The sequence below is a fragment of the Clostridium sp. Marseille-Q2269 genome, from assembly GCF_943736985.1.
Lineage (GTDB): Bacteria > Bacillota > Clostridia > Clostridiales > Clostridiaceae > Clostridium_F.
In genome coordinates this window covers 38,311-55,106 of sequence record NZ_CALSFS010000004.1, presented here as the reverse complement: position 1 = coordinate 55,106, position 16,796 = coordinate 38,311, and the positions used below count along the sequence as shown (strand labels likewise).

General features: G+C 26.8%; 8 protein-coding genes, 1 pseudogene and 1 other annotated feature. Of the genes and pseudogenes, 4 read left to right on the top strand and 5 right to left on the bottom strand.

Going from position 1 to position 16,796, the window contains the following annotated elements; all coding sequences use genetic code 11:
• Positions 1 to 141 precede the first annotated feature (141 nt).
• Positions 142 to 705, bottom strand: coding sequence for an ECF transporter S component (locus NGI68_RS07560; protein WP_251860871.1), 564 nt, complete (start codon positions 703 to 705; stop codon positions 142 to 144).
• A gap of 153 nt (positions 706 to 858) precedes the next feature.
• On the opposite strand from NGI68_RS07560, the gene NGI68_RS07555 reads away from it, so the two are divergent.
• A complete protein-coding gene (locus NGI68_RS07555; RefSeq protein WP_251860870.1) occupies positions 859 to 1,014 on the top strand; it encodes a hypothetical protein in 156 nt (51 codons plus the stop codon).
• 189 nt (positions 1,015 to 1,203) lie between these two features.
• Positions 1,204 to 2,196, top strand: a complete 993-nt coding sequence (locus NGI68_RS07550; protein ID WP_251860869.1) for a phosphatase PAP2 family protein — start codon at positions 1,204 to 1,206, stop codon at positions 2,194 to 2,196.
• A 76-nt stretch (positions 2,197 to 2,272) separates the two neighbouring features.
• On the opposite strand, the gene NGI68_RS07545 is transcribed toward NGI68_RS07550, so the two are convergent.
• On the bottom strand, positions 2,273 to 3,862 hold the full coding sequence (locus tag NGI68_RS07545) for a peptide chain release factor 3 (protein WP_251860868.1): 1,590 nt from the start codon (positions 3,860 to 3,862) through the stop codon (positions 2,273 to 2,275).
• A 483-nt stretch (positions 3,863 to 4,345) separates the two neighbouring features.
• On the opposite strand from NGI68_RS07545, the gene yidA reads away from it, so the two are divergent.
• The gene (gene yidA, locus NGI68_RS07540) at positions 4,346 to 5,152 is read left to right on the top strand and encodes a sugar-phosphatase (protein WP_251860867.1); all 807 of its coding nucleotides are present in this window, start codon (positions 4,346 to 4,348) and stop codon (positions 5,150 to 5,152) included.
• 83 nt (positions 5,153 to 5,235) lie between these two features.
• Here the strand turns inward: yidA and trpS are convergent, their stop codons facing one another.
• Together trpS and NGI68_RS07530 are read right to left on the bottom strand one after the other, a co-directional pair.
• Positions 5,236 to 6,234 (bottom strand): tryptophan--tRNA ligase, encoded by a 999-nt coding sequence (gene trpS, locus NGI68_RS07535; protein ID WP_251860866.1) that lies wholly within the window; start codon positions 6,232 to 6,234, stop codon positions 5,236 to 5,238.
• Between the two features lie 59 nt (positions 6,235 to 6,293).
• Positions 6,294 to 6,520 (bottom strand) — a binding site (T-box leader).
• A gap of 271 nt (positions 6,521 to 6,791) precedes the next feature.
• On the bottom strand, positions 6,792 to 7,166 hold the full coding sequence (locus NGI68_RS07530) for a desulfoferrodoxin (protein WP_251860865.1): 375 nt from the start codon (positions 7,164 to 7,166) through the stop codon (positions 6,792 to 6,794).
• Positions 7,167 to 7,349: 183 nt separating this feature from the next.
• Here NGI68_RS07530 and NGI68_RS07525 point away from each other — a divergent pair, with 183 nt between their 5' ends.
• Positions 7,350 to 7,544: a hypothetical protein gene (locus tag NGI68_RS07525; protein ID WP_251860864.1), complete on the top strand. Its 195-nt coding sequence runs from the start codon at positions 7,350 to 7,352 to the stop codon at positions 7,542 to 7,544.
• A 459-nt stretch (positions 7,545 to 8,003) separates the two neighbouring features.
• Here NGI68_RS07525 and NGI68_RS17070 read toward each other — a convergent pair.
• Positions 8,004 to 16,635 (bottom strand): annotated as a pseudogene (locus NGI68_RS17070) (glycoside hydrolase family 94 protein).
• Positions 16,636 to 16,796: the final 161 nt, after the last annotated feature.

Sequence of the window (16,796 nt, the reverse complement as noted above, 5' to 3'; positions counted from 1 at the left end):
TTTGAGCGTTCAGCCAGTTATAATTTGGAATCATATATTTTAAGGAAAAACAAATTAGAATCTCTTATTGAAGTGAATTGCCTTTCAAGCCACATATCCCTTTTTTTAATCTAAGGTAGTGACTTTTAAGTTGTAATTTTCTTAATTTATGCTTTTCATTAAACTTGATCTTTTTAATGCTCTTCCTAGTGGTAATGCTATTATGATTCCAACCACAGCCTGGGCTATATTTGATGGTATATCCTTTAATGATATTAGTAATGCTTGGCTTAAAGTTGCGCTTTCTACCATTATAAATCTAGTTATTATGGCACCTGCTAAATAGTAAGCAACCACCATCCATATACCTGCCAATATAAATCCTAATAATTTTACAGATAAATTTTCTTGTTTTTCTTTATCTTTATATATTATTGTTCCTGCTATAAATGCCATTAATCCTTTTATTAGTATTGTAAAAGGAGCCCAAACTAAGTATCCACTTATTATATCAGCCATTGCCATACCTATAGCTGATGAAAACACACCCTTTTTTCTTCCTAAAAGTACTACTGATAAAAGCACCATACTATCTCCTAAATGAGTATATCCCGCATATGTTGGAACCTTTATTGTGAAAGTAACTACACATATTATTGCGGCCATAATAGCTACATGCACTATATCTAATATATTACTATTATGCATAACTTTTTTTTGTTCCATTGCAATTCATCTCCTTAAAAACTTTTTGTATATAGTATATAAAGTATTTATCTTTTCTTAAAGTGTATGGGTACATTATCTAAATAAATCTTATTATTATAGGAAAAGCTATATCTATAAATAAATTAATCTATATAATAAGGAGATGAATGAATGAACTTTTTAAGATGGATAATCTCTATTATACTTATATTCTACTTAATATCCTTTATATTTAAGCTAGGAACTACTTTTATAAATGCCCTTCTATTACTTGCAGCAACAATTTTTATAATTGATATTTTTATAGAAAAAGAAAAAATAAGATAATTATATATACATTGCAGTTGTTACCAAACAACTGCAATTTTTAATATAAATTTACAAAATTTTTATTAATTTAAACTTAAATCAAAATTTTTATATATACATTTTTTTGTACATATTATATAATTTATTAATGAAACATTAAGTTTTTTCAGTTTTTTAAATTTTATTAATAACGAAAGGAGAATATAATTGGCTAATAATACAAAAATATCTTTATTTAAAAAAAATTGTAAATTAAATTCTATTTTACAATTTTGTGACAAATATTATTCAATAATTATAGGTATTATAGCTTTGTACTTCTTTATTAAGGCTATGCGTTTTCCAAGTATATCCTACAGCTATAAATTTTATTTACTTTTGCTAGCCATTGCTACTCTTACAGCTTATAAAGATGTTAGAAAAGATGTAAAAATAATACCTTTTTTAATATTAGCAATTCCTTTTCTAATATTTATAATGTATATAAATAAACACGGATATGAATTTTGGGGAAAAATGTTAAGCTGGCAAATAAGCAGAGATATTGTGATGGATCTTAATCCATCTTTTAAAAACATACCTTTTAATGATGCAGGTTTTGCAAGAATTTTTCAAAATGAAACCCTTACTTGGTATTTTAGATTAGTATATAATAATGGTTTTGTTATTCCAGCTTTAATTCCTATGTATAGAGCAGCTGTATCTAAAGATTTTAGGAAGATGATTCGATACGCTTTATCTGCCCACGTACTTCAAGTGTTCTTAATAACTCCATTTTATTTAATGTTCCATTTACAAGAAGTTTGGTATGTAAATGGACATCCCGATGGCTTAGCTAGACATTTAAGTCCAGAAGCAGCAGCTGGAGTTACTTTAAATTGTTTTCCGTCTATGCATACGTCTATAGCCTTTGCTATGTTTTTAGTTGTATTACATGAAAAAGATAAAATATTTAAATTTGTATGGTCATTTTTCTGTCTATCAGTAGTATACTCTACAATGTATCTAGAAATACATTGGATTATAGATGTAATTGGTGGAATTATATTAGCTTTTGTAACTGTAAAATTAGTGGACTTTATATTAGCTAAGGGAAAGATTTTGTTGACCAAAATTCTAAATAAATTTTATTATAGGAAAAACAAAGAAACGGTATGCCTAGACAATATATTGGTTGGAAGTTCAAAATCACTATATTAACTTTAAATAAAAGAGATGATACACAAAAATATAATTTGCGTATCATCTCTTTCTTATTATATTTAATTGGTGAAAATTAATTTTTACCTATATCTGAAAGAACTAAGCCATTGTTATGTTCTAAAGCCCAACTTATAGACCAGTCACTTTGGAATAATAATAAATCTCTATCCTTTAAATCTTTTACTATTTTAGTGTCACTAGTTATGCTTAACTTTTCAGCTTCTTTTTCTGATTTTTCAATCCATCTTACATACTTATGAGGTATTCTTTCCAATTTTATATCTACATTATATTCATTTTTCATTCTATATTCTAAAACTTCAAACTGAAGAACACCAACTACTCCAACCACTATTTCTTCTATACCTATATGTAGTTCCTTAAAAACTTGTATTGCACCCTCTTGAGATATTTCAGTCATACCTTTTATAAATTGTTTTCTTTTCATGGTATCTATAGTTCTAACTCTAGCAAAATATTCTGGTGCAAAAGTAGGTATTCCTTCAAATTTAAATTTATCCTGAGTAGAACACAGAGTGTCCCCTATTCTAAATATACCAGGATCAAAAACCCCTATTATATCTCCAGCATATGCTTCCTCAATTATTTCTCTATCCTGAGCTAAAAATTGTTGTGGCTGAGCAAGCTTAACTTTGTTTTTTCCTTGATAATGATAAACTTCCATACCTTTTTTAAACTTACCAGAACATATTCTCATAAAAGCTATTCTATCCCTATGTGCTGGATTCATATTAGCTTGAATCTTAAATACAAAAGCTGAAAATTTATCACTAAATACATCTATTTCTCCGTTATCTGATTCTCTTGGTAGCGGTGGTGGGGTTAAATTTAAAAATTCTTCTAAAAATGGTTCTACTCCAAAATTAGTTAAGGCACTACCAAAAAATACTGGTGTCAATTCTCCAACCCTTACCTTTTCTTGATCAAAATCATCTCCTGCAATGTCTAAAAGCTCTATATCTTCTTTTAGCTTTTCATGTAAATCTTCTCCTATGAGATCTTTAAATACAGAGTCATCTATGTTACCTGATAAGGATTCTACGGCTGTTTGACCATGATTTCCACCATTAAAGGCTTGAATTATTTTTTTCTTTCTATCATAAACACCCTTAAAGCCTTTACCTGAACCTATAGGCCAATTTATTGGATAAGATTTTATACCTAATACATTTTCTATGTCTTCCATAAGTTCAAATGGATCTTTGCTCTCTCTATCCATCTTATTTACAAATGTAAATATAGGTATGCCTCTTAAACTACATACATGAAACAGTTTTTTTGTTTGTTCCTCTACACCTTTAGCAGCATCTATAACCATTACCGCACTATCTGCTGCCATTAAAGTTCTGTATGTATCTTCACTAAAATCTTGATGTCCTGGAGTATCTAATATATTTATACAATATCCCTCATAATTAAATTGCATTACAGAGGAAGTTACAGATATTCCCCTTTGTTTTTCTATTTCCATCCAGTCTGAAGTGGCATGTCTTGATGCCTTTCTAGCTTTTACAGAACCTGCTAATCTTATAGCTCCTCCGTATAATAATAACTTTTCTGTTAAAGTAGTTTTGCCAGCATCTGGATGTGATATTATAGCAAAGGTTCTTCTTGTCTCTATATTTTCTTTTAAATCAGCCATTAAATCACTCTCCTTTTATAGTAAATATTTATTCTCTAGCTAATCAAGTACTAAAGTTCCATATTAAAAATATTATAAACATGATTTTTTAATATTAATCTAATTATACATAAATCAACATTAATTTTAGTACTAATAAAAATTTATAAAATTATGAAATAAAACAAAGGATGTCTAATTAGCTACATCCTCTACTATTAGATCAAAATTATATATGTATAGTATTTGTATAAACTATGTACATAATACTTTAATAAAACAAGTTAAATTATATCATTTACAAAGTTTATTTTCAATAAAAATACATTACCCTAATATTCTTCTTCATAAAATAAATTTTAACTAAAATATAAATATAAATAAATTTTTTAAAGAATTTGGTAATATTATAAATGTAAACAATATCACTTTTAGTTACAAATTTGATTTTATTTACAATATGTTATAATATTTTTATATTATAGCTAATATGGAGGTTGTAATATGTATAAATTAATAGCATTAGACATGGATGGGACTGTTCTTAACAGTAAAAAGACTATATCTAAAGAAAATAAAGAAGCTATAAAAGCTGCTATATCTAAGGACTGTAAAGTAGTTTTATCTACAGGAAGACCTGTTAAAGGTATAGAAAATTATTTAAATGAATTAAATTTAATTCACAATGGTGACTATGCCATTGCTCTTAATGGTGCCTTAATTCAAGAAACAAAAACTGGTGAAGTGTTATATTCAGATAGAATGACTCATGATGATCTAAAAATAATATATAAGCTAAGCTTAAAATTTGATATAGATATTCACTTTTTTACAGCTAATGAATGCTATACACCTAAGTTAAATGAATATAGTGAATTTGATAGCAATATTAATAATATGCCTTTAAGTATAGTGGATATTAATAATTTACCTGAAGATTTAATCATAATAAAAATAATGTTTGTGGGCCGTGAGGGAAAAATAACTGAAATAATCAAACAAATACCACAAGAATTTAGAGAAAAATATAATGTAGTAAGAACTGCACCTATTTATTTAGAATTTCTAAATAATCATACAAGTAAAGGCCACGGTGTGGAAAAGTTATGTAATATATTAAATATAGACAAAAAAGAAGTAATATGTGTTGGAGATGCAGAAAATGATATATCTATGATAGAGTATGCTGGTTTAGGTGTAGCTATGGAAAATGCTTACCCTGAAGTTAAACAAGTAGCCAACTATATTACTAAAACTAATGAAGATAATGGTGTAGCTCATGTAATAAATAAATTTATACTTGAAAAATAATCTACTTTAAAAATAAAAAGTTTTCATAAATAATAATGAAAACTTTTTATTTTTACATGCTATAAATTTATAATCTTAATATATTATCTAGGTATAAACCCTATTTTCTTTTGCATTTTTCTTAACATTTTATAAGATGTCTTATAAGCTTTTTCTGCACCTTTTTTGTATATAGATTCCAAATATTCCTTATCATTTAACAATTCATTTACTTTATTTTGAATTGGCTCTAATTCTGAAATTATAGCTTCTGCTACATCTTTCTTAAATTGAGCATATCCTTGTCCTTCATATTTTTTTTCTATTTCTTCCATAGTCATGCCAGTTATTGTATTTAATATTGTCATTAAGTTTTTAATTCCTAATTGATCATCTGTATATTTAACTGTTCCTAGACTGTCTGTTACTGATCTATTAATTTTCTTTCTTATAACGTCTGGTGGATCCATAATTAATATATATGAATTTTCATTATCTGATGACTTAGACATTTTTTTGCTTGGATCTTGTAAATCCATTATTTTTGCTCCCGCTTCTGGTATATATGGTTCCGGTATTTTAAAAGTTGGGCTATACAAATTATTAAATCTTTGGGCTAAATCTCTTGTTATTTCTAAATGTTGTTTTTGATCTTTACCTACTGGTACTAAATCTGTATTATATAATAATATATCTGCGGCCATTAAAACTGGATAGTTTAGTAAGCCTGCACACACAGATTCACCATATCGTTGAGATTTATCTTTATATTGAGTCATTCTAAATAATTCACCTATATATGTGTTGCAATTTAAAATCCATCCTGCTTCTGAATGAGTTGGTACGTGTGATTGTATAAATATAGTATTCTTATCAGGGTCTATACCTGAAGCTATATATATTGCTAATACTTCCAGAGTTCTTCTTCTCAAATCTTTAGGTTCTTGTCTCACTGTTATAGCATGTAAATCTACTACACAATAATAACAATCATATTCATCTTGTAACTTAACCCAGTTTTTTAATGCACCTAAATAATTCCCTAAAGTTAAGTTTCCTGAAGGTTGAATTCCACTAAATATAACCTTTTTGTTATCTTCCATATTGTTTCCTCCATCTATTTTATTTTTTAAGAGTATATAAAAAAGCCCTATAACAAAAGTTATAGGGCGAATTGTCGCGGTACCACCTATATTCAAGAAATCTTAAATTTCTCCTCTACGAACATAAAATTCTGTCTTTGTAACGTAAGACTTACGCCTAAGGCTACTATTATTTCACCTAGGTTTTCAGGGGCCCATTTGGCTTAACCATAATTACTGTAATCTCAGCATCTACAGCTCTCTTTAAATTTGTTTTTAAGCTTACTTTTCCCTTCTCTAAATATAAATATAAAAATTTTAAAATTAATTTTTAATACTCAAAATTAATAAATTAAAATTATTTTAAATATATTATACATTATTTTACTACTATATTGTCAATAGCTAAATGAAACTATTTTTATTATTTTAAGCAAATTTATTACATTTATAAAAATATTATTTATAAGCTAAATAAAGTCCTATTTATAAATAAAACTTTAAAATAGGACTTTACTTAATTTAAAATTTTAAAAATTACACATAAAATTTAATGTGTAGTATTAATTATTTATATCTTATTTCTTCCATAATCCATGTATATTACAGTATTCTCTAACTTTTAGTACTTCTTCATCTAATTTAAATTCTGCTTCTGGTTTTTCTCCTGGTTTTAAATATTTTTTATAAACTTTATTTTCTGTGATAACTTCAATCCATTCTATATAGTGCTTCTCTTCCATTGGATGCTCTTTTTCTCCAACTTTTACTATAACTCCATCTTCCGTTTTTTCAACCACTGGAACATGTTTTTCTAGTGCTGCATCTGTTGTATTTTCTTCTAATAATCTCATAGGTTTACCACAGCATACTAATTGACCTGCAGATGCATGAACAACTTGTATCATATTACCACATACTTCACATTTGTATACTTCATTTAATTTTACCATGAAAATCCCTCCACTATTTAAATTTGTGTACCCTTTATATAATTTCTCTATTTATTATTTTTTCCCTTTTAAAAAGAAGATATTTCTTAAATATTTAATATTAAGCAACAATATATTGACATAATTATTTTTATTATTAGTGGAATACTAAATTATATAATAACTTAAAAAGGAGTGATTTAAATGGATAAAAAGCCTTATTTACCTAAAGAAAGGGATTACTTAGAACAAGATCCTAAAATAATAAAATCTATGTCTAAAACTGGTAAAACCTATTCTAAGTTGCCTGATAATGTAAGAGATCCTATAGTATGTAATAATATAGCTTGGCCAGAATTTGATTATACTTCAAATGAATTAGGAGAAGATGACATATAAATATTCAAATTAATTTTTAATCTAAAAAACTATTATAATAAAATTTATATAATAAACAATAAACTTTATAATAAAAACTATACAATAAACAAGTCTTATAAATAAAACCCTATTTAGTTGCAAATTTTATTTAACTAAATAGGGTATATTTATTCAACTGTAAAATTATTTAATTTAAAATACACTATTATAGTTCTAAGAATATATTTCAAAGAATTTCCAATCAATTAAGTCTATAAATCTTTGAAATAACATTATATAATTATAATTATCAACCTTCTTGCTATATATTTTGGGATAATTATACTAAAGCATATGTTGCTGATTTTTTTAATATAAAATTCATGGATAAATTTCATATTAATTTTGTCAATAGTATTTCAATTCCAAACGTTGAACTCTAGTATGATAAAATAAATAAATCTTTAAAGAATAATTAAAATGTAATTTAATATATTTTTATATTATGACCCTTATTTCATGAGTACCCTTTTCAAATATTGGTACAATATTGTCCTGTTTTAATTTACCATCTACCCAAAGTTCTTTTTTATTTTGTCTAACTACTTTTATATTATATTTGCAATTTCCTCTATTATAATATATCTCATATTCCTTCCAATGTTTAGGTACACATGGATCTATATAAAATCCATCTTTTCCCTTCAATTTTAATCCCAATATACCCTCTATACCTGTTCTATACATCCATGAAGCAGCTCCTGTATACCAGCTCCATCCTCCTCTACCTGTATGTGGCTCTACATCATATATATCTGCGGTCATAACATAAGGCTCAACCTTATAATTTTGACAATTAAAATAAGAATTGGCATGATTTATAGGATTTATCATACTAAATAAGCTCCATGCCTTATCTTCCATGTTCATTTTAGCAAAAGCTAATACTACCCATATAGCCGCATGAGTATATTGTCCTCCATTTTCTCTAACACCAGGTAAATATCCTTTAATATATCCTGGTTGTAAATTAGATTTATCAAAAGCTGGAGTTAAAAGAGAAATAATCCCTTTATCTTTTTTAATAAGATTCTTTTCAACAGCTTCCATAGCTTCTTTACACCTAGATTCTACACCTGCTCCTGACAATACAGACCAAGATTGAGATAGGGAATCTATTGTACATTCTTCATTTTCTACAGAACCTAAGGGAATACCATTATCAAAATATGCTCTTCTGTACCAACTTCCATCCCATGCATTTTTCTCTATATTTTCTTTTATAAATTGCATATATTCTCTATATCGATTCATATTTACACTATCTTTTTTATAGTCACATATAGTTATGAAAGATTCTAATATAGTATATAAGAACCATCCAAGCCAAACACTTTCTCCTTTGCCTTGGTTTCCTACTGTACTCATTCCATCGTTCCAGTCACCAGATCCCATCAAAGGTATATTATGTTCTCCAAACTTTAAAGCTTTATTAATAGCCCTTATACAATGTTCATATATACTTCCTTTTTCACTAGATACAGAAGCTACATTGTATCTTTCATCTTCGCCTTGTTTTAATAAAGGTTCCTCTAAATAATTTGTAGTTTCTTCTAATATACCATAATCTCCTGTATTTTTTATATAATCTATTGTTACATAAGGAAGCCATAATAAATCATCTGAAAATCTAGTTCTTATACCACTTTCTACTACTGGATGCCACCAATGCTGAACATCTCCTTCTTTAAACTGTCTTGAAGAACTATATATTATTTGTTTTCTAGTCATATCCGGATCTATATAACATACAGACATAACATCTTGAAGTTGATCTCTAAATCCATATGCACCTCCTGATTGATAAAAAGCTGTCCTAGCCCATAATCTACATACTATTACTTGATATAAAAGCCATCCATTTAACATTAAATCCATGCTCTTATCTGGAGTTTTTACTTTTATGCTGCCCAAAAGATTTTTCCAATAATCCTTAACATTATTTAATTCCTTAAAAGCCACCATTTCATTGTTATATTTACTAATTTTTTTCTTTACATCTTCTATATTCTCTTCTGCTCCTAATATAGCTACTAATACTTTTTCTTCATCTGGTTCTAAAGTTATTTTGGAATTTTCAGCCATACATGGATCTATACCTGCACCCACTTCATTATTTAATTTTTTATACTTCAATCCATTAGGATTTTCTATAGTTCCATCAACACCCAAAAATTCCTTTCTATTCCCTGTAAATGATTCTTCCTGTCCTCCTACTATTTTTAAATAAGCTATAGTTTTCTTAAAGCTAGTATTATAAGGATTCTTCCCATATATAAAGTCTTCTTCATCTAAATAAGTACTTATATATTGTGAAGTTAACTGCTTAGATACTCCTAAAACCATTGAAGCATAGTAGGTTACAGATATTTTTCTTGTTATATTGGTATTATTTTTAAGCTTTATTAAAGATATTTTACAATTATCTTCTATAGGACAATAGTTTATAACCTCCCCAATTATGCCTTTAGCATAATGTTTAAAATTAGAATATCCAAATCCATGACTTATTATATACTGACCAGAATCCCTTACAGGTTTAGGGGTAATACTCCATATTTCCCCTGATTCTTCATCTCTTACGTAAATATGTTCACTCTCTCCATCTATTACTGGATCATTGCACCAATTAGTCAACTTGTTTTCCCTGCTGTTTTTATACCAGCTATAAGATGAACCACTTTCTGATACATGGAATCCAAATTTACCATTAGACATTACGTTTATCCATGGTAATGGTGTGTTATTATAATCCTTTAATAATATTGTATATTCATTGTTTTCTATATCAAATCCACCTATATCATTAAAATACTCTAATTTGGGAATTGTCAATTTATAATATTTAGGATTATATTGTAATTCTTTTTTCTCTAACAAATCTATCTCTTCTTTTTTATTACTACATATATTTATCTGTTCTGCTAGAGATCCTTTATTACAATCTATATATAATCTACATATAGCTTTTAAAAGCTCTAAATCTGTTTCACTCATAGTAGATTTGTTAAATAAAAATATTCCTGATGATTTATTTATATTGCTCATCAATCCTATACTATTTATTAAATTTAATATGGAATCTTCTACAGGCTGTATATACGAGCTTTCCTTAGTATTAACTATTACTAAATCTACATTTATATTTTTCATTTTCCAATATCTATAAGCCATTAATAGTTGCCTTACTATATCTATTCCTGCTTCCTCATCTAAAGTAGCTAAAATTATAGGATTATCTCCTGATATTCCGTAAACCCATAAATTTGATTGACCTAAATTTATTGATTTTATATATTGTACTCTTTCTTTCATATTTCCATTTATAAACAATATATTAGATGCAATATACTGATACATATTAGCCGCAGTAGATCTAATGCCTAAATTTTTCATTTCTAAGTTACTGTGATTCCAAGATAAATCAAAGGCATTTCTTACATTACGTATATTTCTATATTTTTCTGCTATTTTTAATCCTTCATCTTTAGAACTGCAAAAAGCAGTTGTATATGCTACTGTACAATTGGACTTACCCTTTAATTTTACTCTAATTCTTATGCTTATGATTGGATCTAAAACTGGTCCTATAGATTTTTTAAGATTAGTATCACTATCCATAGCTTTGGGATTATATAAATTTCTTCCTCTTCCTATAAAATCTATTCTACTAGTTTCATATTCAAATCCACCAATTTGATCACCGTCTACAGCTACAGTCTGCATTATCCAAGGAGATTCATCATTCTCACTTCTTCTTCTTCTATTAGCTAGAATACAAAATGGCTCTTCTTCTAATTCCGTTTTTACAAATAAATTACTATAACTTGGATGAACTAAATCTGCATTATAATTTGCCAGTGTTACTTCACAATAACTAGTTATTTCTATGACTCTATCATTATCACTATTATTTTTTAAATTTATACTCCTTATTTCTGCATCTTCTTCTTGGGAAACTGTAGCATTAGTTTCTGTTATTATATTACCATCTTGTCTTGAAAAAGTAATTTTATCACTAGCAAATTGAGCTTTGTAATTTTTACCTTCAAATTTACAAGGCTCATAAGTAGCACTCCAATAATTATTAGAATTTATATTTTTTATATAGAAAAACAACCCTTTAGAATCCGATGTTAAGTCCTCTCTCCATCTATAAATAGTAGTATTGTCTTTTTTGCCATACCCTCCACCTCTGTTAGTGATCATTAAAGAATAATTACCATTAGATATTAATGCTACTCTAGGTATGTCAGTTTTAGCTGTGTTATAAATTCTACTATACTGATCAACAGTATCAACCTTACATTCTGTATTATATTTTTTAATACTCCTATTATATATAATCCTATTAGTTTTTCTCTCTTGTAATAACAATTCTGTAGCTTTAACTTCTGATTTGTTATGAAACCTTCTTTGAAATATATTATCGTTTACAACATTATTTAAAGCCATAAGGCTCATTCCCTGATGATGTACCATAAAAGATTTAATAATACATCTACTCTTTCCTTTTGGTATTCTGTTTTTAGTATAATCTACTGCTTCGTAAAATCCATATCTAGCTAAGAGCTCATCATCTATTAATCTATTTATATTTTTTATACTTCCATTTACATCTTTTTGTAAAGCTAACAAAGAAGAATATGGGGCTATAACTAGATCTTTAGACAATCCTCTTTTTATTCCTATACCAGGTACTCCAAAAGCCATATATTGATAGTTTTTATCTCCATCAAAATGATAATATGCAGATTCTGATATTCCCCAAGGTATATTCTTATTTTTAACATATAGTTGTTGTCCTTTTACTACTGATTTATATGTTTGATCTAATAAAGTATTTTCATAGTTCTTCATTATTAATAGAGGCATAAAATATTCAAACATAGTCCCACTCCATGAAGCTAACCCTTTTAATTTTTTCCCCATATAAGTCATAGCTCTACCTAATGCTATCCAGTTATCTTGTGGTATATCGCCTTTGGCTATAGCAACAAAACTTGCTTGCCTAGCTTCTGAAGCTAATAAATCATAATAAGAATTGGCTATTTCTCCTGAGTCTACATTAAATCCTATAGTAAATAAATTTCTATCTTTATCATATAGAATTTTAAAATCTGTATCTTCTGCTAGTTTATATAATCTTATATTTATATTATCTATATCTTTTATTAATTTTTTAATGTTTTCACCACTAATATTTAAATTATTTATTAAATTTAAAATCCATTCTTTTTCGTAGCTCTGATCTGTTTTTATTTGTTCTAATTTATCAATGATGTATTTTATTCTATATGGTATTTCTTCTATAGGTACTTTTACAACAAAATCTCTTATTTCTTCTATGACATCTTTGCATATACCTATATTTTCTATTATTTGCTCTTTCCAAGGAATATTTTGAATTCATTAAGAGATTCATTTAAAAAATCAGACAGTTTTTTATTCCAATAAGTTTATTTATATCTAAATTAAAATCGGATAACTGCCTTTGCTTATTTAATATTTTTAAAATCATATTGTTGAAAAACACAATATCTGGTTCAGCTTTATTTAGTATAAATATTATATTTATATAAAAGTTATCTATGTCTTCTTCTTTTTTTAGTTCTTCATCTGCTAACTCTAATAAGCTTATTAATCCGTCAATATTTTTTTTCATCAATAATGGTCTCTTTAATATATCTTTTAATGATTCTTCTGTAAGCCATAAATACCCTACCAGATTTCCACTATCTACTGCAGATATATATCTAGGATTTAATGGCTTAGCAGTTTTTATATCATACCAATTATAAAAATGCCCATTATATTTATCTAAAGTTTCCATGCTAGATAGTATATTTCCCAAGCGATTGGTAACATTTTTTAATGTTATAAAACCTAAATCATAGGCTGCAATATTTGAGGTTATCCCCATTCCCATATTTGTAGGGGATGTTCTATAAGCTATACCCTTATAGGGTTCTTCCTGATAATTGTCTGGAGCTAACCATTTGGTATCTTCACAAACAAAATCATCAAAGTATGACCAAGTTCTTCTAGCTATATTAAATAATAAACTTCTATCATATTTATCTAAATATAATTTATCTTTCTTATCCTTACTTACATAAAAAGCTATATAAGGACTAATAAACCACACTATGCAAGTTGGGACAAGAAATATAGCCAGTTCATTAGATCTTCTTATGGATAAATACAGTATAATTACAGCAATTAGGCTGCCTACCCACATGTTCTTTATATATCCATAGAAATCTTTGCGTGACATTTTTTCAGCATCTTCTGCAGTTTGCCATTCTAATAAATTTCTTTTACTTACACAAAGCCTATATAAAGTTCTCATTATTGCATCTCTCATTAAATATGCTTTATGAGGAATAAAAGCAAAAATTAAAAAGAACTGCTTTAGTACATTTTTTACGCTATATATTCTTCCAGATAGCCCTATACCTTTAGTTGGCAACACAATAACCTCTGAAACATTAAACAATATAGGTGCAATTATGGAAAGGAAAGCTACAATTATCATCTCATTAGTTCCATAATATATAATAAGAGAAAATAATATAAGGGTAATTATAGAAGGTGCTAAAAGACTCCTTCGTAAATTATCCACTATTTTCCACTTAGATAATCTATTTATAGCTGTCCTTTTAAATATCCATGGTATAAGCTGCCAGTCGCCCCTTACCCATCTGTGTATTCTTTTACAACTTGAATTATAGTAAGCAGGGTATCCATCAACTAATTGTATATCAGTAACTAAAGCAGTTCTAACATAAGACCCTTCTAATAAATCATGACTCAGAACAGAATTTTCTTTTATTTCTCCATCAAGCATCATATTAAAAGTATCTACATGATATATTCCTTTTCCTGTGAATATACCTTCTTTAAACAAATCTTGATAAATATCTGATACAGCTGTAGTATAGGTATCTAAACCTACTTCTCCAGAAAAAATCTTTGAAAACATGGTCCTACTAGCATCTTCTACTCCTATACTAATTCTAGGCTGCATAAGTCCATACCCATGACAAACTACTTTTTTTACTTTATCTATTATGGGTTTGTTAAGTGGATGTTCCATGGCACCTATTAATCTTTTAGCCACATCTCTTGGAAGCTTTGTATCTGCATCCAATGTTATTACGTATTTAACATTTCTCAAAGTTTTTATATTTCCACTTATAACATTATAGCTAGTATCTTCTTCTCCACGTACGAGCTTGTTAAATTCCTCTAATTTTCCTCTTTTTCTTTCCCATCCCATCCATTTTTTCTCTTTATTATTATATTTTCTACATCTATTTAAAAAGAAAAAAATTTCTTCCTTGCCTTTGCAATATTTATTATTTAATCTCTCTACTTCTTTTAACATTTCTCTTACTATTTCTTCATCATTTTCTTCTTTTTCATTTTTACTGTCTTTAAAATCTCCTAGTATAGCAAAATAAAGATTATTTTCTTTATTAGCTAAATAATGTACTTCCATATCTTTTATCAATTCTTTTGCTCTTTTTATACTTCCTATTAATGTAGGTATTACAACAACTGTTGAAGCTTTATCATCTATTCCATCCCTAAGCTGCAACTTGGGTATAAAATTAGGTTTAGTTAAATTATTCAAACTCCAATTTAGAATTGATATTATTATTTCACTACTTGGTATTAAAAGTATTACAAATTGTAACAACATAATATATATGTTGTTATATCCTATAGATTTTATAATAAAAAATTCAAATATTAGTGTAAAAATTACTATGCTGCTTATATAAGATCTAACTTTATTTCTAATTAGAAAATCTTTTATTTTATCTTTTCCTTTGTTTTTTATACTTAAAGATTTTCTAAGTATTCTAGCCCCTTTTTCTTCAACTATATAATATCCAACATGTTTTTTATAAAATTCTTCTTTATTTTTAGCTTCAAACTGTTCTGCACATTCTATGCTCTTTTTTGCTATATAACTTTCAGGAAGCCTTAATTTTCTTGATAATCTCTCTATTTTATTTCTATAAAAATTTTTAGATGGAAAGTCCATATCATTATAAACTTTTAAAGGATCTTCTTTTAATATCTTTTCGATTATACTAACATTCTCAAATACATTTTTCCAATTAATAGATTCTACATTTCTTAATCCATTTATACAATCCCCCATAACTATCTGCTGTTTAGATTGCTTTCTATATCCTGAACTTATTATATTATCTATATTTTTTTCTTTTATATCCAATTGCTCTTGTATAAATAAATCTAAATTTTTCTCTTTTATTCCATTGTCATTTAGTATATTTATAAATGTTTCCATGAAATAAGGACTAATTCTTATGCCATTATTTTTTAATTCATTAATAGTTCTATCTAGGTTTTTATTATTGTAGTCTCTAATTATTTTATCTGCTAATTTTTCTCCTCTTTTTCTTTCTCTTTGTATATACGCTATCTCTTCTGATATTATAGATATCTTTTGTATTAAAGATATTCTTAGCATTATAGGTAATGCCCATATTTCTGAACTAGTTAAAACATTGTTTTTTTCATATTTATTTATAAAGGTTATTATAAATTCTTTATCCATATTTCCGTAAAAATTATGTATTATAGCTAAAGCTAAATGATATACTCTGGGATAACATTTCATTATGCCTTTATTTATAACAGGTAATTTTACATAATATGAAAATGGCATATTCTTTTTTATATCTTTATATTGTTTTTCTATAAGATATATATTATCTAGCAACCATTCTCCTGCAGGTACAGTCATATTTATATCTTCATCCAGTGATACTATGTATTTATAATTTTCCATTATTCTCTCATAACTTTTATCTAAACTCTCCAACACTAATTTTCTACATTTTCTGTTAGATACTATACCATGAAATTCTGATATATCTTCTACAAATTGTTCTAAATCTTGTTTATCTTCGCTAAAAAATATATTGTTTATATCATCTATTAAATTTCCTTTACTATTGTTATTTTTATAAATTATATATATTAAAATCATTAAAATTATACAAACAAAAATAGGTATAAATACTGTCATGGGAATTCATCCTTTCCTTGTAAAGAGTATGCCTAATTTAGTATTTCCAATCAGAATAAAAATATTACAATTAAAAATCAGGTTATAGTTGGTAACTAATCACCTGTCTTTATCTAATAATATTTAAAATTACAAATATTATTATTAAATAAAAAAAATAT